The 17545-nt window shown below is 42.0% G+C and carries 17 protein-coding genes; 11 read left to right on the top strand and 6 right to left on the bottom strand.

Annotated elements, in window-relative coordinates; all coding sequences use genetic code 11:
* Positions 1 to 7 precede the first annotated feature (7 nt).
* Both AC623_RS01285 and AC623_RS01280 read left to right on the top strand, forming a co-directional pair.
* Positions 8 to 1171: an MGDG synthase family glycosyltransferase gene (locus AC623_RS01285; RefSeq protein ID WP_049659728.1), complete on the top strand. Its 1164-nt coding sequence runs from the start codon at positions 8 to 10 to the stop codon at positions 1169 to 1171.
* Positions 1172 to 1257: 86 nt separating this feature from the next.
* Positions 1258 to 1839, top strand: coding sequence for a YqaA family protein (locus AC623_RS01280; RefSeq protein ID WP_049659726.1), 582 nt, complete (start codon positions 1258 to 1260; stop codon positions 1837 to 1839).
* Positions 1840 to 1955: 116 nt separating this feature from the next.
* On the opposite strand, the gene AC623_RS21325 is transcribed toward AC623_RS01280, so the two are convergent.
* Both AC623_RS21325 and AC623_RS01275 read right to left on the bottom strand, forming a co-directional pair.
* Positions 1956 to 2099, bottom strand: a complete 144-nt coding sequence (locus AC623_RS21325; RefSeq protein WP_156186978.1) for an Lmo0850 family protein — start codon at positions 2097 to 2099, stop codon at positions 1956 to 1958.
* 202 nt (positions 2100 to 2301) lie between these two features.
* Positions 2302 to 3687, bottom strand: coding sequence for an L-cystine transporter (locus AC623_RS01275; RefSeq protein WP_049659724.1), 1386 nt, complete (start codon positions 3685 to 3687; stop codon positions 2302 to 2304).
* Positions 3688 to 3864: 177 nt separating this feature from the next.
* On the opposite strand from AC623_RS01275, the gene cls reads away from it, so the two are divergent.
* The gene (gene cls / locus AC623_RS01270; protein WP_049659721.1) at positions 3865 to 5319 is read left to right on the top strand and encodes a cardiolipin synthase; all 1455 of its coding nucleotides are present in this window, start codon (positions 3865 to 3867) and stop codon (positions 5317 to 5319) included.
* Between the two features lie 462 nt (positions 5320 to 5781).
* Here cls and AC623_RS01260 read toward each other — a convergent pair whose 3' ends face one another.
* Positions 5782 to 6867, bottom strand: coding sequence for an NAD(P)H-dependent flavin oxidoreductase (locus AC623_RS01260; protein ID WP_049659717.1), 1086 nt, complete (start codon positions 6865 to 6867; stop codon positions 5782 to 5784).
* 81 nt (positions 6868 to 6948) lie between these two features.
* Here AC623_RS01260 and AC623_RS01255 point away from each other — a divergent pair, with 81 nt between their 5' ends.
* Both AC623_RS01255 and AC623_RS01250 read left to right on the top strand, forming a co-directional pair.
* Complete coding sequence (locus AC623_RS01255; RefSeq protein ID WP_049659715.1) at positions 6949 to 7131, top strand: SE1832 family protein; 183 nt, start codon at positions 6949 to 6951, stop codon at positions 7129 to 7131.
* Between the two features lie 218 nt (positions 7132 to 7349).
* The gene (locus AC623_RS01250; protein WP_049659711.1) at positions 7350 to 8732 is read left to right on the top strand and encodes an FAD-binding oxidoreductase; all 1383 of its coding nucleotides are present in this window, start codon (positions 7350 to 7352) and stop codon (positions 8730 to 8732) included.
* Between the two features lie 37 nt (positions 8733 to 8769).
* On the opposite strand, the gene AC623_RS01245 is transcribed toward AC623_RS01250, so the two are convergent.
* Entirely contained in the window at positions 8770 to 9972 is a 1203-nt protein-coding gene (locus AC623_RS01245; protein ID WP_049659708.1) for a CdaR family transcriptional regulator, read from the bottom strand.
* Between the two features lie 172 nt (positions 9973 to 10144).
* Here AC623_RS01245 and AC623_RS01240 point away from each other — a divergent pair, with 172 nt between their 5' ends.
* Genes AC623_RS01240 through AC623_RS01230 form a run of 3 tightly spaced genes read left to right on the top strand, consistent with a single transcriptional unit; the run spans position 10145 to position 13820 of the window.
* Entirely contained in the window at positions 10145 to 11305 is a 1161-nt protein-coding gene (locus AC623_RS01240) for an NAD(P)/FAD-dependent oxidoreductase (RefSeq protein ID WP_049659706.1), read from the top strand.
* A 29-nt stretch (positions 11306 to 11334) separates the two neighbouring features.
* Positions 11335 to 12300, top strand: coding sequence for an ornithine cyclodeaminase family protein (locus tag AC623_RS01235; RefSeq protein WP_049659702.1), 966 nt, complete (start codon positions 11335 to 11337; stop codon positions 12298 to 12300).
* 35 nt (positions 12301 to 12335) lie between these two features.
* The gene (locus AC623_RS01230) at positions 12336 to 13820 is read left to right on the top strand and encodes a sodium/proline symporter (protein WP_049659697.1); all 1485 of its coding nucleotides are present in this window, start codon (positions 12336 to 12338) and stop codon (positions 13818 to 13820) included.
* 68 nt (positions 13821 to 13888) lie between these two features.
* Here the strand turns inward: AC623_RS01230 and AC623_RS01225 are convergent, their stop codons facing one another.
* Both AC623_RS01225 and AC623_RS01220 read right to left on the bottom strand, forming a co-directional pair.
* A complete protein-coding gene (locus tag AC623_RS01225; protein WP_049659694.1) occupies positions 13889 to 14770 on the bottom strand; it encodes a YegS/Rv2252/BmrU family lipid kinase in 882 nt (293 codons plus the stop codon).
* On the bottom strand, positions 14745 to 15035 hold the full coding sequence (locus AC623_RS01220; RefSeq protein WP_049659691.1) for a hypothetical protein: 291 nt from the start codon (positions 15033 to 15035) through the stop codon (positions 14745 to 14747). The genes AC623_RS01225 and AC623_RS01220 overlap by 26 nt, the downstream gene beginning before the upstream one ends.
* Before the next feature lie 232 nt (positions 15036 to 15267).
* On the opposite strand from AC623_RS01220, the gene AC623_RS01215 reads away from it, so the two are divergent.
* From AC623_RS01215 to AC623_RS01205, 3 genes are all read left to right on the top strand, one after another.
* On the top strand, positions 15268 to 15813 hold the full coding sequence (locus AC623_RS01215) for a hypothetical protein (RefSeq protein ID WP_049659687.1): 546 nt from the start codon (positions 15268 to 15270) through the stop codon (positions 15811 to 15813).
* Positions 15814 to 16067: 254 nt separating this feature from the next.
* Positions 16068 to 16862, top strand: a complete 795-nt coding sequence (locus AC623_RS01210) for an HAD family hydrolase (protein ID WP_049659685.1) — start codon at positions 16068 to 16070, stop codon at positions 16860 to 16862.
* A gap of 86 nt (positions 16863 to 16948) precedes the next feature.
* Complete coding sequence (locus tag AC623_RS01205) at positions 16949 to 17404, top strand: hypothetical protein (protein WP_049659682.1); 456 nt, start codon at positions 16949 to 16951, stop codon at positions 17402 to 17404.
* Positions 17405 to 17545 lie beyond the last annotated feature (141 nt).

The raw sequence follows: 17545 nt of genomic DNA, 5'->3' as shown, positions 1-17545 counted from the left end.
TTCGCCTATGAAAGTTTTATTACTGCCCCTTTTCCGTATGCCTTCCGGACATCATAAGGCAGCTGAGGCAATCGCTGGCTATTTATCTAATATCAAAGCGGAAATCGAAGTGAAGACAGTTGACTGTTTAAGTCATTTTCACAGCGGCATAGAGACAGTCATTTCGAATACTTATTTGAAATGGATCAACCGCAAGCCAGCTCTATATAGCAAGTTTTATCATTCATTTATTTATTCATCTAATCAAAAAAAACATACGTCTTCCCGCTTTTCCCTTTGTTTTTGGGATAACTATCTTGCCTGGCGGATGGAAAAATTCATTGAAGAGGAACAGCCGGATGTTATTATTTGTACTCACTGTTATCCTTCTAAACTTCTTAATTATCTTAAAAAACGAGGAAAAATTCATGTCCCTGTCGTGAACGTATATACAGATTTCTTTATGAATGATATATGGGGAAAAGAATACATTGATTTTCATTTTGTTCCGCATCAGGAAGCAAAAGAGCAGCTAATAAAACGCTATTCGTTAAAGCAAGAACAAATATTTGTAACCGGTATACCGGTTCATCCTTTCTTTCGCAAGCCTTCACGTTCGTCGTCTGAAGGATCTATTTTAATAGCCGGCGGCAATAGCGGTCTCGGTAATTTAAAAGTATTAATTGAACAGCTGGCTGCTGCTCCGCTTCAATATTCCTATAAAGTATTGTGCGGGCATAATAAGAAGCTGTATGAACAGGTTCAATCTCTTCAGCATGAAAAAATAGAAGCCATTCCTTATACGAACTGCCGGAAGCAGATGAATCAGTACTATGATGAAGCTTCAGCTATTATTACGAAGCCAGGCGGAATTACCATTACGGAAGTGCTGGAAAAATCTCTGCCCGTCTTTATTCTTGATAGATTACCGGGGCAAGAGGAAATCAATTGCCATTACTTAAAAGAGCAGCATCTCGTGTATGAGCTCAATATGCATCGGCCAATTGAACAGCAAATGATCAAGGTAATTAGCAATGAAGTGGAAATGAATAAATGGCATAAACGTCTAACTTGTTACCAGCTTGAAAAAGATGACGAAATTGAAAACAGTTTATTAACCATTTTTAAAAGCAAAGAGTCCGCTTATGCCCCTTCACTAAAAAAATCAGCCTGGGACCCTTATCTCGGCTGACTTTTTTAATGTGCTCTTGCTGGTTCATCTAAATGAATAATGATATACTTTTTGTGGTTAATTTAATTAAAGGAGAATTTTTTTTCATGACTGAGTTGATTCATCATTTGGAAGAGTGGCTGCTAGAATACGGAGTGTTAGGACTGATTCTCGTTGCTTTTACAGAATCTTCTTTCTTCCCTATTCCTCCAGATGTTATTCTGCTGCCTTTAGCTCTTGCCGATCCTGACCGAGCCCTCCTCTTTGCGCTATATACGACAGTTGCCTCTGTCCTCGGCGCCTTGCTTGGCTGGTTTATTGGTCGCAAGCTTGGCCGTCCTATTTTACTGAAATTTGTTTCTGAAGAATTAATTCTAAGAGTTGAACACCTATTTAAGAAATACGGCCCTCTCGCTATTCTCATTGCAGGCTTTACCCCGATTCCTTATAAAGTATTCACAATCTTTGCCGGGGTTGCAAAAATTCGTATTAGAGTTCTTCTTATCTGGTCTCTTATCGGACGCGGGCTACGTTTTTTCATTGAAGGGATCATTATTTTCTGGCTTGGTGAACGAGCCAAACCATTTATCGAAGAAAATTTTACAATGATCACGATTATAGGCGGACTGCTCATCGTTGCCATTTATCTTGTCTACCGTTTCATTCAAAAAAGAAAGCAAGCCGCCTAAGTACTATACAAAATTAGGCGATTAAAGACCTAAATGAAATGCAATCATTTAAACTAAAAAATATCCCGGCTCTTTTCGCAGCCGGGATATTTTTTGATTATGTATTTCGTTTATTTTCAGGCCTTTACATGGTCCGCTAAGTCTTGGTAGCTTTTTAAAGAGTTGAACACTTCGATGCGGGATTTGGTTTTTGATACTTTAACACCCAATTGAGTGAGCCGGTCAATCATTTTTAACACTCTTTCATGGTCTTTCCCCAATTTACACACCTCTTTAAAAAAATTTTTGTTACTTCTTCTACGGCTTCTATTAAAAAATGGTTTCAAAATTTATCAATTTATTTAATTTTAACATTCCCCTTTCTTCAGTAGTTAATCCCTTAAATTTAAAAATTTATTTTAAAAAAGCCCCCGGCAAAGATGCCTAGAACGCAAAAAAAGAAGCCGGCTGCCGGCTTCTTTTTTAGCTATTCACTACTTCTTGTTGTTCGTTATAAACGGTCGTGTCTAGCTCTTTCGTAATGCGGCTTGTGACAACCCCTGCTGTCATACTGCCACTTACGTTCACTGCTGTCCGTGCCATATCAATAAGTGGCTCTACAGAAATAAGGAGACCGGCAAGCGCTACAGGCAGGTTCATCGTTGATAAAACGAGAATAGCGGCGAACGTAGCTCCGCCCCCAACACCAGCTACTCCAAATGAGCTGATCGCCACTACCGCGATCAACGTCAAAATAAAGGTTGGAGAGAGCGGGTTGATCCCTACAGTTGGCGCAATCATAACGGCTAGCATAGCTGGATATACACCTGCACAGCCGTTTTGGCCGATCGATAGTCCAAATGAACCTGCAAAATTGGCGATTCCTTCAGGTACCCCTAGTGATGACGTTTGCGCTTTAATATTCAAAGGCAATGTACCTGCACTAGAACGAGAAGTGAAGGCAAAGGACAAGACCGGCAATGCCTTTTTCACGTAAATCATTGGATTTAATCCGACTAAAGTTAAAATGAGTAAATGAATAATAAACATGATGGCAAGCGCTACATAGGAGGCTAATACAAATTCTCCGAGTTTTGCAATCGCCGCAAAGTTGCTCGTTGCCACTGTCTTCGCCATAATCGCTAAAATTCCATAAGGTGTAAGGCGTAACACAAGTGTAACGATGCGCATCACAATGCTATAGATGGCCTCGATCATCTTTTTAAAGAATTCAGCGTGCTCCGGTTCTTTTCTTTTAATGCCCAAGTAAGCAAAGCCTACGAAAGCAGCAAAGATCACGACAGCAATCGTAGAGGTGCTGCGCTGGCCTGTAAAATCAAGAAACGGGTTAGCTGGTATAAGCTCAATAATTTTTTGTGGGAAAGATTGATTTTCAATTTCTGAATATTTCTGCTCAATCTCCGTTCCACGCGCCTGCTCCGTTTCCCCTCCTTGAATTTGAACAGCTTCAAGATGGAATCCGAGAGAAGCGCTAATCCCAATAGCAGCCGCGATCGCCGTAGTACCTACAAGCAAACCAATAATCAACCCGGCCACTTTTCCAAGATTTGTTGTTAGTGTCAGCTTTGTAAAAGCAGAAACGATCGAAATAAACACTAATGGCATGACAACCATCTGCAACAGCTTCACGTAACCTGTACCAATAATGCTAAACCATTCTGTAGATTGCAGTAGCGTTTTCGACTCTAGTCCGTAGATCATCTGCAGGATAAAGCCAAAGGCAACTCCCATCCCTAATGCGGTAAATACTCGTTTTGAAAATGAAATGTGCTTTTTTTGCATAACATATAACACGCCTGCCAAAAGAAGCAGAGCGACTACATTCGCAATGATGAAAAATAAGTTCATAGATGCCTTCCTCCTTTATACTAACGAATAGCCTATATCATCTATTCCTATGTGTCAAGTAGGTTTTTGATACTCTTCGTTAGTTTTAGTTTCTAGAAATAATAGGCTTTCCTTGTTAACATAGATTTAAGCAACTGTTTATTCCTTTTCATTCTATTGATAAAGCTGGTGGTAATCATGGAACTACACATGTGGAGCTGGGTCGCTTATGCTCTTTTGCTTTTGAACTTTTCTTTTTCTATCATCGTTATCTTTATGGAAAGACGTGATGCTGCCGCGACCTGGGCTTGGCTGATGGTCTTATTTTTCATCCCCATCCTCGGTTTCATTCTCTATTTAATTTTTGGTCAAAATTTAAGCAGACGGCATTTATTCGACTGGGAAGATAAAGTAAAAATCGGCATTGAGTCAGCGATCCAAAATCAAATGCACAACATTAAAAATCAATTGTTCCACTTTCGCAATCCTCACACGGAAGAAAATGAAGACTTAGTCTATATGCTGCTGCGTAATAATGATGCTGTCCTAACAGAGGATAATCATGTAGACATTTTCATCGACGGCAAGGATAAGTTCAATGCTCTGCTTCACGATATTAAGCAGGCAAAGCGGCATATTCATTTGCAATATTATATTTTTCGTGTGGATCATCTTGGTTCTGAAATTGTCCGGCTATTAACAGAAAAAGCGAAGCAAGGTGTAGAAGTAAGAGTTTTATATGACGAAATGGGCTCACGTGGTGTACACAAAAAACACTTCAAAGAATTAATCGAAGCTGGCGGCATCGTCGAAGTCTTCTTTCCTTCTAGAATCCCTTTTATTAATCTGCGCCTCAATTACCGTAATCATCGCAAGCTTGTCATTATTGATGGTGAAATCGGCTATGTCGGCGGGTTCAATATCGGCGACGAGTATCTCGGGCTTAACCCAAAGTTCGGCTACTGGAGAGATACTCATTTACGGATCGAAGGAACAGCTGTTCATTCTATTCAAACCCGGTTTATTTTGGATTGGAACCAAGCATCACAGCGTCATGATTTTCATTATTCTGATACTTACTTTCCACGTAAGCCCTCTCATAATGATGTATCGATGCAAATTGTAACGAGCGGACCGGATTCAGAGTGGGAACAAATTAAAAACGGCTACATTAAAATGATTTCATCAGCAAGAGAGTCTGTTTATATTCAAACACCTTACTTCATTCCTGATGCCAGCCTTCTAGATGCTCTTCGTATTGCTGCGCTTTCGGGAGTGGATGTACGAATTATGATTCCTAATAAACCGGATCATCTGTTTGTTTACTGGGCTACCTATTCCTACATCGGCGAGCTGATTAAAGCCGGTGCGAGAACCTATATTTACGATGCTGGCTTTATTCACGCTAAGACTATTGTCGTGGACAAAAAACTAAGCTCTGTCGGAACGGCTAATATTGACGTGCGCAGCTTCCGCCTGAATTTTGAAGTGAATGCTTTTATTTACCACCATGAAACAGGTCAGAAACTAGCAAAGATATTTGAAAAAGATATGGAATTGTGTTTTGAGTTAACTCCTGAATTATATAAAAGCCGCAAAACCTTCATTAAATTTAAAGAATCTATCTCAAGATTGCTTTCTCCTATCTTATAAGGGCAAAACCAAAGCTTTGGTTTTGCCTTTCTTTTTGTAAAAAAGGGAGATGTTTTCCATATTAAAAATAAGTCAAGTCCCAAATCAAAAAAAATGTGACAAATTCGTTAAAAAAGTTTTGAAATTTTGTGAAAATGGTTATATAATAAACCTACAAACTTTTAACGGGGTGATATTTATGAATCCAGCAATCACAAAAAAATTAAATAAGCAAGCATTAATCTTTGCCGCTGTTCATTCCCTATTCTTCTTAAATCTAGCCTTCGACTTTGTACAATTTTATTAATTCATATACTTAAAAGACCCGTCTGGGGCGCAGACAAAAATGATTTGTATGTCACCAGGCTTATTGAAAACGCTTACTTTCAAAGTGTAAAATTTGACTTGAGCAGCGAAGAAGGCGAGCGTTTATCCATAATGAAAAGAGATCAGCCGTTGACTGGCTGATCTCTTTTCATTTTATTATGGTTTCATTAAACGGCTTCTTTTTATATTCTGTAATGTCTGGCTAGCCGCCAGCAAAGCGTCGTCCGTTTCCTCTTTCAGCCTTTCAACCAATTCCTGAACAGTTTGTCGTTTACTGAGCCTTGTTCCTTGACCTGACCAAAGAGACATATACTCTTTGTTGTTTTGTTTTCCCGCCTGCTTTCTAATCCTCTGTGTTAGCGTATTTTGCAGCGGATAAGGTAAAAACTGTTCCTCGTGTTCCTTCATTTCTTTAATAAACCTGTTGGAGATGCCACGGGCTGTCTTCCCTGAAAAGGCTCTTGTAAATACGGCATCCGTTTCATCTGCGGACAAAATCGCTTCTTTGTGAAGCGGATGAGCAGCGCTTTCCTCTGTTACTAAAAATGCCGTACCAAGCTGAACCGCGGAAGCACCAAGGCAGAGAGCAGCTGCTACACCTCTTCCATTCATGATTCCTCCTGCTGCCACAACAGGAATTTGCACTTCTTGCACGACCTGAGGAAGCAAAGCCATCAATCCAACCATGCTTTCTGGCTGCTGAAAGGTGCCCCGGTGTCCGCCTGCCTCACTTCCCTGTACGACAATGGCATCTACCCCTCCTTGTTCATAAGCAACAGCTTCAGCTACTGTTGTAGCTGTTCCAACGGTGACGATTCCGCGCTCTTTTAATTGCTCCAATGCTTTCTGTGGAGGCAATCCAAAGGTAAAGGAGCACACTTTTACTTTTTCTTGCAGCACAACAGCAAGCTGCTCGTCAAAAGCTGAAGGCCCAAAAGTTACGTCACTTGCCTTTTCTTTTATACCTAGCTCCTTTCTGTACGGAGAAAGCAGCTGGTGAGCGGTTTCCACTCTTTCCTGGCTTGCTTCTGAGCGTTCCGGAACAAACAAGTTGATGCCAAAAGCTGCATTTGTCAGCTGTTTCACACGCTGGATAAATGCCTCTGTTTGTTCTCCTGATAAATAACCGGCGCCAATATTACCAAGCACACCAGCATTTGAAGCGGCCGCCGTTAACTCAGGCGTCGACACTCCGGCCATCGGTGCCTGCCACACGGGCAGCTTTACATTTAATCCAAGCATAGTCACCCTCCGTTTTTTTAAAGTTGCTATTGGCTCTTTCTCTCCCTTAATATATAAGAAAATGATAAAGGAGAAAAAGTCATGACGAAATCTGAAATCGAATCTAGAATCGCTGAATTAAAAATGGACTATATCCGTGTCCAAGGAGATATTGAAAAGCTTGAATCTACAGGGCATGGCGTCACAAAAGCTGAAGAACAGCTAGTACGCATGGAAAAAGAGCTGCAGGAGCTCAATCAAAAGCTTGCTGCCCTTTCTGAATAAATTTGATTTGTCTATCGTTTATCCTTTCATAAATCGCCCGTTAACTCGGGCGATTTTTTTGTAAACCGCCATCTCTAAAACTTTGAGTATCTGAACAGAAGCAACACCGCCTCAATCTGGGAATTATAGACAGTATTCAGTATACAGTCATTATTTCATATGCTATCATTCCAATAAATGAATATTTTAAAAATTCTTTATACGAAAGTGGTGGAAAAATGATCCTTGTTGAAAAGCTAACCGGTTTAATTGGTCAAGGAAAAGTAACAGTAAACGAAACGATATTAGAGCACCACAGTAAGGACGAGTCACATTTTGAGCCTGTTCTGCCTGATGTTGTCGTTTTTCCAGCCTCTTCAGAAGACGTGCAAAAGGTCGTTCTATTTGCCAAAGAACATAAAATTCCAGTCGTCCCATTTGGCATCGGTTCCGGACTTGAAGGTCATGCTATTCCTGTGCATCGCGGAATCTCTATCGATTTTAGTCAAATGAACCAAATTATTGAACTGCGGCCGGAGGATTTGATTGTAAAAGTGCAGCCCGGTGTTACAAGAATGCAATTAAATCAGGAACTGAACAAGCATGGGCTCTTTTTTCCGGTTGATCCTGGAGCCGATGCCACAATCGGCGGCATGACAGCTACGAATGCAAGCGGTACTCAAGCAGTACGGTATGGCGTAATGAAAGATCAAATTCTTGATCTAGAAGTCGTCCTCGCCGATGGCAGGCTTATTCACACCGGCTCACTTGCCAAAAAATCTTCCTCTGGCTATCATTTAAATAGCTTATTTGCTGGTTCAGAGGGTACACTTGGACTATTTACTGAAATCACTTTGAAGCTGCACGGCATCCCTGAATCTATCATGGCTGCTAGAGCTTGCTTTCCTACTGTAAAGCACTGTGTAGAAGCCGCTGTTTCTATTTTAACGGCCGGTATTCCAATCGCCCGTATGGAGCTTGTTGATGATCGCTCTATCGCTCAGGTAAATGCTTTTAGCGGAACCAGCTTTCCTGAAGAGCCGTCTTTATTTCTTGAGTTTCATGGCAATGATGCCGGAAATGAAGCAGACGCCCAGTTCGTTCAAGAATTATTGGCAGAACAGGAGTGCCGATCCTTTACATTCGAGAAGGATAGCTTGAAAAGAGCCCAGCTTTGGAAAGCCCGTCACGACTTATCCTACGCTTTCCGCCATAGCAATCCAAAATTGCACACTATCAACACGGACGTATGTGTGCCCATATCCAAACTCGCCGAAATGGTCGACTATGCACGGACACGGATTAAAGCACACGGATTAGATGGCGCTGTTCTCGGACACATTGGAGATGGAAACTTTCATACTCTTACTTTATTTGATCCGCAGGACCCGGAACAACTTCATAAGATAGAATTGTTGAATGAAGAAATTGTAACGTTTGCCTTAACACTTGGAGGGACCTGTACAGGCGAGCACGGCGTCGGCCTTGGTAAAATGAAATACCAACAAAAAGAGCATGGAGAAGCACTAGCTGTAATGGCCAGCATCAAGAGCTTGCTTGACCCTGACAATATTTTAAACCCCGGAAAGCTCCTCCCTGCCCAAACAGAAATGGCGCTGTAGCCTTACAAACTGTTTCGCCTGCCGCGAAACAGTTTTTTCATGTCACTTGTATGGGTTGTTTCATAGCCTTGTTTTGTTTGAGAGCCATATATAAAAGCATGCTTTGTTCAAAAGATTGGGTATCGATAGAGAGAATTTCGTTTAATTGGTTCAGGCGGTATAAGAGAGTGTTGCGATGAACAAATAACTTTCTGGCTGCTCTGCTAACATTCAAGCCTTGTTCACAATAGACAAGAAAACTTTCAACAAGTACTGGTGCATTCGAATGAGACAAGAGCTTTTCAACATAATCAGCAAGTGTTTCAGCAAAGGCCGGTTTGATTTCCTGGATGAGTGTATGTAATAAAATAGTCCAATCGTCAAAAGCGTAAACTCCGGATGGACTTTTTTTATTCTGCTTGCCCGTTGATAATGTTTGTAACGCTTGCTGATACGATCGACTAACTCCTGCAAAGCCTTCATAGCTTTTTCCGTAAGCGATCGAGACATGACTAGGAGCAAGCTGGTTTTGAAGAAATTTCTTCAGAGCTCGCAGCGCTTGTTCACATTGACGTCTAGTTTTCGACAGATCATAGTGATCGATATATTTTAGTACAATCCACTGCCCTGAGTTAATCGGACTAATAATATCCTGAGCGTGATCCTCGAGATAGTTGCTAATAATCTGAAACAAATCATATTGTGAAATCCTTACTGCTTTTTTCTCTCTTTTTGCTGTTTGCAGTGCTTCTATATCAATTAAAATGCACATGCGGGGCCGGTCAAAATGAAAGCCTGACATCTCACAATAATTTTGAAGTGTTCCTTCATTATCCCATTCCTTAAAGTGAATGAGATGCTGGATAAATAGCTCTGTTGTTTTCATTTGAAGGTAGAACGTTTCTGTCCGAAAAGACTCTTGGAGCAGCATCTCTACATGAGTTCGGACAAACTCTACATACTTCCCTACTTCATCAGGTTCCCCAATGATGCCTAGTACGCCAATAATTTGCTGCTGAAAGCGTATGGGTGTAGCCACACCAGGCAATACATTTTCCCTGCCTGCTACATTTTCTTTCGTAAAAATAACAGATCGCCCAGCTTTGGTTACTTCTTCTGTCACAACATGATAAGAACCTAACCTTTCCACATTGTTGCAGCCAATGATCGTCCCTTTTGCATCCGTAATACTCATCGAAACATCTAAGGCAGCAGATGTTTTTTCTACAATTGATTGGGCAATTTGTTCAAAAAATTTCATTGCTTCACCTCGGTCGTTACTTCATTTCAACAAACTATTCTCAATATTCAGATTAATTTCCCTAGTTATTTTACCATATTTTTGTATAATTTGCACATTGTATGAAAGCGCTTACCGAATATAATGAGAAATAATTCAAAAAGTGCTGGTATGGCACAGAGGAGGTTCTTATATGAATCAAGCAGATATTATTATTGTAGGCGGCGGAGTGATGGGTTCAAGCACCGCTTACTCTTTACACAAAATTGGTTTTGAAGGCGATATTAAAGTGTTTGAAAAAGATCCCATTTATGAGTTTTCCTCTACCCCTCGCAGCGCAGGCGGTATCCGGCAGCTATTCACGACAGCCGTTAACATTAAATTAAGCCGTTTTAGCCTGCAGAAATACCAGACTTTTTCGAAAGACATGGCGATAGATGGGGAACCAGCAAAAATTGATTTCCAGCAAAGGGGCTACTTGTTTTTAGCCAAAAAAGAAATGCTTCCAGCCATCGAAAGTCAAAAACGGCTTCAAAACGAGCTTGGTGTACCTTCGCAATTTCTTTCTGCCAGCGAACTTCATTCGATCATACCGGAATTGCAAATAGAGGATCTGGCAGGCGGCCTGTATTGCGCTGAAGACGGTTATCTTGATGCTTACTCAGTCATGCAGACCTATAAGAAAAACGCCCAAAAACTTGGTGTTGATTACGTCTCCAAAGAAGTGGATACTTTTTTAACAGAAAACGGCCGAGTCACAGGGGTTCGCTTACTCGACGGCGAAGAATATAAAGCGCCGATCGTCATTAATTGTGCTGGAGCCTGGGGAGCGATATTGAGTGAGAAAATCGGTCTTTCCTTGCCAGTGATCCCTTTAAAAAGACAGATATTTCAATTTGATCCGGCAGCTCCGCTTGAAAAACCATTGCCGTTGACGATTGATCCAACTGGCGTATATTTCCGACATGAAGGAGACCGTGTCATTACGGGCTACTCGGAAGATGTAAAACCGGGAATTGATTTTTCCTGGAAACGCTCTTACTTTGAAGAACTTTGGCCGGTTCTTGCCCACCGTGTTCCAAACTTTGAAAGCGTCAAGCTCGAAACTGGCTGGGCAGGCTTATATGACTTTAACACTGAGGATCAAAATGCCATTATCGGAGAGCATCCTGACATGAAAGGTTATTACGTAGCCCTTGGGTTTAGCGGGCATGGCATGCAGCAGGCCCCCGGCGTTGGACTCGGATTAGCGGAACTTATTTACAAAGGGGCCTATGAAACGCTCGATTTAACTCCGCTTCGCGTAGAAAGATTTGCGGAAAATGATTTAGTGTTAGAGCACGCTATTGTGTAATTGACCATCTGGATAAAGGAGTGAATCACTTGCTACTACTAAGCGAAAAACACATGCAGCAAGCCGCCAGCATGGCAGACATCATAGAGGCCGTGAAAACAGCTTATGAGATCTATGACAAGGAACAGTTTCAAATGGATGCCAGAACACACTTGTCTCATAACGAAGACACACTTCTGCTCATGCCTTGTTATGCCAACCAATCATTCGGCACTAAAATCGTCAGTGTATTTCCGCATAATCGCTCCTCTCCTGTTACACAAGGGATGATGATCCTGACTGATGGGAATAACGGTACAACAAAAGCTTTACTAAACGGCACCTATTTAACTGGTCTCCGCACGGGAGCCTTAGGAGGATTGGCTGCCCGTTATTTAGCTCCAGAAGATGCCCATTCTGTCGGATTAATCGGTACCGGTGTACAAGGCTTTTATCAGTTGGCAGCCATATGCCTGGAGCGTCCTATTCAAGACATCTATTTGTTTAATCGGACACCTGAAAAGGCCGCAGCTTTTTCCGAGAAGATAAAATCTCACATTTCACCCCATGTCAACATTCATATTAAACATCAACCTGATGAAGTCATTAGCCGAGCTGATATGATCGTTACTGCTACTACCTCTCATACACCCGTTCTGCCAAATGATCCAGGTCTATATAACGGCAAGCTAGTGATTGGTGTCGGTTCTTTTCAGCCATGCATGCGTGAGCTTCCTGAAGAGCTTTTCAAAAAAGCGGATCATCTCTTTATTGATACGCTTGATGCTATTCAAGAGTCAGGAGACGTAATCGATCCATTGAAAAGCCGCTGGCTAACAGAGTCACAAGTGATTCCATTCTCGAGTGTCGTTACAAGCAAAGTAACTCCTCCATTAAGCACAGAAAAACCAATCGTCTTTAAATCAACTGGCATGGCTTTATTTGATGTAATTGCCGCTTCCGTCATCTATGAAAAAGCTGTCGAGCAAGGAATCGGTCTGGAAGTAGAGTTATAAAAACTATTAAAAAACTCTGAAAGGACTGAAGAGATATGCATACGATCATAATGGTTGAATTCATTCTTTATTGCTTGCTTATGCTTGGTGCCGGTTACTTATTTAGCCGCAGAGAAATGGATCATGCTTCCTTTCTTCTTGGCGGTAAAAGGCTGCCAGGCTGGGCGCTCGCTTTCTCAGAAAGAGCGACCGGAGAATCAGCTTGGCTCCTCCTCGGCTATACCGGCTTTGTATTTGCTACTGGCCTTTCCGGCGTATGGGTAGCTGTCGGAATCTCTTTAGGAATTGTGTTCTCCTGGCTCTTCTTAGCAGAGCGATTTATGAAGGAAGCGGAAGAGCACCAAGTCATGACATTGCCCGGTTATTTAGCCAAACGTTTCGGAAGCCACGGAAAAATCATTCTCTGGATGTCTACTATTTTGATCGTTAGCTTTATGATGTTTTATTTCGGTGCACAAATTGCTGGTGCCGGTAAAACCTTATTCACTGTCTTTAATATCAACCCTACTGTAGGCGCTCTTCTTAGTCTGGTGATCGTTATTCTCCTCTCTTATCTCGGTGGATTCACAGCCGTCGTGTGGACAGATATGATTCAAAGCCTTATGATGCTTGTCACTCTTGTGGTGCTGCCAATCGTCGCCCTTTTCCATATTTACGCAAACGATTTGTCTATCAGTGCAGCCTTAACTGCTGCCGGACCAACGATGGACTCGTGGACAGGCGGAGCCATCGGATTTGCTCTCGGTCTTCTTCTCTTTAATAACTTCGCCTGGTTCTTTGGTTTTCTCGGCGGCCAGCCCCAGCTTAGCGCCCGCTTCATGGCTTTGAAAAATAAAAAAGAAGCCAAAATAGCCAGCCGGGTTGCCATCATTTGGACTATTCTCGCATATAGCGGCGCCTTTATGATTGGTTTGACCGCTCTCACTTTATATCAGGGACAGAATTTTGCCGATGTAGAAACGATTTTGCCCTTTATGGTGTTAGATTTACTTCCGCCATGGATGGCTGGCATTTTACTTTCAGGAATCCTGGCAGCGATTATCTCTACCGCTGACTCTCAGCTCCTTGTTATTACCAGTTCCGTTAGTGAAGACATCGTAAACAATGCACTTGGCAAAAAAATGACGGAGAAGCAGCTCGTTATGGTGTCAAGACTAACAATTATCGGAGCTGGGCTGCTAGGTCTGCTCATTGCGTTAACGTCTAAATCTCTTGTTTATCTCGTTGTCAGCTGGGCATGGGCAGGAGTCGGCTGTACGCTATCGCCCGCTATTATTCTCACTTTCTTCTGGAAGCGTTATTCCGGAATTGGCGTTATCGCCACGATCCTTGCTGGATTTATCAGTACGATTGTTTGGATTTCAACGCCGCTCGAAGCGATCATTTCTTCCCGCTTTACGACCTTCTTTATCGCCGCTTTCTTTGGAATTATTTTCAGCTTGCTTTTTCCAGCCAAGGAAAGCACTGGTGATGTAAAAAAGTTAAAAGAAGACGACATATCAACCAAGATCATTGGCTAATCATGGACAAAAAAACGGATTGAAAGTCGATTGGCCTAGACTTCAATCCGTTTTTTCTTTGCAGCCCATTAAGGGACCCATACATCAATATGTTTTCGCAGCACTTGAAGAGTAAGCGGCGCTTCCCCTCCAATGTCACCGTCTATATTAGCTTTTAAAGGCTCTTTGGAGGATATCTTTACCGGATTGGCACGAAAATAAAGGACATCCGGATCTTCTTTTAAATCGCCTTTTAATAGATTAGTGGCAATCCGCACAAGCCGTGGCAAAGAAGTGTCTTTTATAATGAAACAGTGGAGCTTCCCATCATCTACTTCTGCGTTGGGCGCCATACGTTCAAAACCGCCGACAGAGTTCGTTAAAGCAGCAAGAAACAGTAAGGCTTTCCCTGTCCACTCTTGTTCCCCACTTCCCACCGTTATCTCGATCGGATGTTTATGGACAAGTGTTTTAGCTCCTTCTAAAAAATAAGCAAACGAACCAAGAGCTGTTTTTTGTTCAGCTGATACTTCCGCTGTTGATTCAGCCATATCTCCGAGTGCTGTGATATTTAAAAAATAACGATCATTCGCTTTGCCGATATCTGCCTTTTGAAGCCTTCCCTGTCCAATAATCGTAATAGCTTCTTCAGGCTCGAGCGGGACATTCAAGGCTCTGGCAAAATCATTCACTGTGCCAAGCGGGACGATGCCGAGTGATGGCCTTTGTTCTTTTTCTGCCAGGCCGTTGACTACTTCATTGACAGTCCCATCTCCCCCGATGGAAATAACCGTTTCATACCCACAGGCACAAGCTTCTGCTGCCCACACTGCTGCGTCCCCTTCTTTAGTCGTTAACTTCGCTTCAGTTTGATAGCCGCTATACTTAAGCTGCTGCTCAACCCTTTTCACATATATTTCTGCCTCTTCTTTGCCTGAAGAGGGATTAGCGATAATCATTGCTTTTTTCACTCGGCTTTTCCTCCATTCGCTCCGTCTTCCTTATCTGCGACTTTCGCTGATGATAAAAGAACGCAGTTCCCATCTCCTCATTTAACAACTGTTCCATTTGTTCTAAATCCGCTTTCGTTACGACCGGATCTTTCTCTGACCAGTTAACAATGTAAACAAAATAAAACTGATTAATTGTACGAAAAATAACGTTAGAATGAGGAAATTTATCAAAAATAGCTTTAATGTTATACCGCCGGGAATACGTCCATTTCTTCAGCCTCATAAGCAGTCCACCCACTATTAGATTAATACCCTTTATATATACCCTTCTCCTTACTTTTTCAACAGAGAAGATCAGCAAATTCTTTTAGGCTCTTCTCGACAAAACTACTGATCAATCAACAAAACTAGTGAAAGGAATTCAGAAGTCTATATGGAAAGAGTTAATAACAGTCTATTGTCCCGGAAACAGCCGCTTGAGGAAGGTCACACCACTATTTAACGGAGGGATGGAAATGGAACAGGCTTATTTCAGCTCAGAAGTAGCCAAAAGCCTTGGGGTCGGCGCAAGTACGCTGCGAAAATATTCATCAGCATTAGAAGCTGCCGGTTATCGCTTCGACAGAGGGTTAAATAACTCCCGCGTCTTTTATCAAAAGGATATTATTACCGTCCAGCGCCTGCTGAAACTTATACAAGAACAAAATATGACACTTGAAGCAGCGATTGAGCTGGCAATGAAAATGGAGCCTAAAAAAAAGGAAGAACCAGTGAAACCCATACAAGCACCAGTTGAAAACCATGAATTATATGAACGGATCGCCCGCCTCGAGCAACAGCAGGAGACATTAATTGCAATAAATAAGGAGCTCGTCAAAGAACTTGCCCAGCACCAAAGATGGATGCAGGAAAAATTAGAGCATCAAGAAATAGCCATTCGTGATCGCCTCCTGCTAAACAGCCTCCAGCCTCCAGCGATTAAAAGAGAACCGCCTAAATATCGAATCCCCTCTTTGTTCTCATTTTTTAGAGGGAAAAAGAATGAAGCCACTTTCAATTAAGGTGGCTTCCAAGCTGTTGACAAACGTCCGCTTTCTTCGTTTCTCGCCTGTCTGCAGTGCTCCTGACCCGCTCCTCGCCAGTTTTCGCTCCTCGAAAGACAAACGCTTTCAGTCAGCCTGATGGTATGTAGAGTAGGGTTTTTCTACAAATCAAAGCCGTCTTTTCATTAGGCGGCTTTAATTTGTTTTGCAGGAGTTTTCACATTTGTGTAGAATTAGGTTCAACATTATGTTTGAAAGGGAGCCTTTATAGAATGAAAAAAGCAGTCTTTTTTGATTTAGATGACACACTTTTGAATGATCGCAAAAGCATTCAGACCGCCTTTGATGTAACATGCGGTGACTTGGAACAGAAATACGGAGTGAATAAGGACACGATTGAATCTTCTGTTAGAGAAGCGGCTAGGGAGCAATATCAAACCTATTCTTTTTACCCGGTCACGCTTCACCTCGGCATTAATCCATTTGAAGGACTTTGGGGAGATTTCGGGGACGTTCACCACTGGCAGCTGCGCCAGATGGGCAAAGATATTAACGATTATCAATTAAATACATGGAGAAAAGGCTTAGAGTCCGTCGGCATTCAAGGCGCGGAAGAATGGGCAAGAGAACGATTCCGGGAAGTACGCCGCTACTCTCCTTTCTTATATGATGACACGATTGAAGTCCTTGATAAGCTGAAAGAAAATGATTTTCGACTTTTACTTTTAACGAATGGCGCTCCATCCCTTCAATTAGAAAAGTTAACGATGACGCCAGAGCTTGTGCCTTATTTTGAACATATCGTTATTTCTGGAAACTTTGGATTCGGAAAACCCGACCCTTCTATTTTTGCTCATGCACTAAAACTGATGGATGTATCGCCTGAAGATGCGATCATGATCGGTGATAACTTAGGAACAGATATTCTTGGCGCCACTCGTGTTGGCATGGACTCCATTCTCATTGACCATGGTGATGATAGAAAAGTAGAAGGAGCCAAGCCTACTTATACAGTCCGTACACTTAGTGAAGTGGCCGATACTCTCCAAAAATTAGCAAGTGTCTAATAGGTTTTCTTCTTCTCAAAAAGGGAATAGAATAGCAGATCCCTTTTATACACATATCGGGGGAAGAAGGAAAAGGAGAGAGAAACATGACCAGCCATTTAAAACAAAATGCGCAGGAAAACCAAACGCCTCAGGCTTCTAAATTAGAGATAAAAGTATTCGATGAACAAGGAAACTTTCCATTTAAAGAAAAAGACTTGTCATCTAAACGTGTATATGAAATTCATGATGAAACATTGCGGACACCGCTTGAAAAAGCAGAAGTATTCGAACAGCTGCTCAAGGTGCCGAATCAATGTGAACTTTGGATTGTACCAGTGACAACAGAAACTTCTGCGTTAACGAAGTCCCTTAAAGAAGAAAGAACGAGTGCTTTATTCGATTTGCTCGCTTCCATTAAAGATAAAATGCAATTCGATCAAACATTTCTGATCGTCGATGACTCGGTTGCTCCAACGATATGCGACCAGTTAAAAGAACTCGGCTATACCTTTACAGAAAAGACAGAGGAAGAATTGCAGCAAGTACGAGTAGAGTTTTAAGAAGTCTATTCTTAATTCTCAATAATCCAGGCTAGTTGAAAATGTTTGTCTTTCAAGGCGCGACACCTGACGAGGAGCGGAGTGACTACCAGGGTCATGAGCACCGCAGGAAGGCGAGCAACGAAGAAAGCGAGCGTTTGT

This window comes from Bacillus sp. FJAT-27231, from assembly GCF_001183975.1.
Lineage (GTDB): Bacteria > Bacillota > Bacilli > Bacillales > Domibacillaceae > Pseudobacillus > Pseudobacillus wudalianchiensis.
This window is presented reverse-complemented; position numbering and strand designations above follow the sequence as displayed.

Bases quoted from the DNA above. Each gene is read 5' to 3' on its own strand.
- AC623_RS01240 (WP_049659706.1), top strand. From the start codon at position 10,145: ATGAATCAAGCAGATATTATTATTGTAGGCGGCGGAGTGATGGGTTCA.
- AC623_RS01230 (WP_049659697.1), top strand. From the start codon at position 12,336: ATGCATACGATCATAATGGTTGAATTCATTCTTTATTGCTTGCTTATG.
- AC623_RS01285 (WP_049659728.1), top strand. From the start codon at position 8: ATGAAAGTTTTATTACTGCCCCTTTTCCGTATGCCTTCCGGACATCAT.
- cls (WP_049659721.1), top strand. From the start codon at position 3,865: ATGGAACTACACATGTGGAGCTGGGTCGCTTATGCTCTTTTGCTTTTG.
- AC623_RS01275 (WP_049659724.1), bottom strand. From the start codon at position 3,687: ATGAACTTATTTTTCATCATTGCGAATGTAGTCGCTCTGCTTCTTTTG.
- AC623_RS01215 (WP_049659687.1), top strand. From the start codon at position 15,268: ATGGAACAGGCTTATTTCAGCTCAGAAGTAGCCAAAAGCCTTGGGGTC.
- AC623_RS01245 (WP_049659708.1), bottom strand. From the start codon at position 9,972: ATGAAATTTTTTGAACAAATTGCCCAATCAATTGTAGAAAAAACATCT.
- AC623_RS01220 (WP_049659691.1), bottom strand. From the start codon at position 15,035: ATGAGGCTGAAGAAATGGACGTATTCCCGGCGGTATAACATTAAAGCT.
- AC623_RS01205 (WP_049659682.1), top strand. From the start codon at position 16,949: ATGACCAGCCATTTAAAACAAAATGCGCAGGAAAACCAAACGCCTCAG.
- AC623_RS01250 (WP_049659711.1), top strand. From the start codon at position 7,350: ATGATCCTTGTTGAAAAGCTAACCGGTTTAATTGGTCAAGGAAAAGTA.
- AC623_RS01280 (WP_049659726.1), top strand. From the start codon at position 1,258: ATGACTGAGTTGATTCATCATTTGGAAGAGTGGCTGCTAGAATACGGA.
- AC623_RS01260 (WP_049659717.1), bottom strand. From the start codon at position 6,867: ATGCTTGGATTAAATGTAAAGCTGCCCGTGTGGCAGGCACCGATGGCC.
- AC623_RS01255 (WP_049659715.1), top strand. From the start codon at position 6,949: ATGACGAAATCTGAAATCGAATCTAGAATCGCTGAATTAAAAATGGAC.
- AC623_RS01210 (WP_049659685.1), top strand. From the start codon at position 16,068: ATGAAAAAAGCAGTCTTTTTTGATTTAGATGACACACTTTTGAATGAT.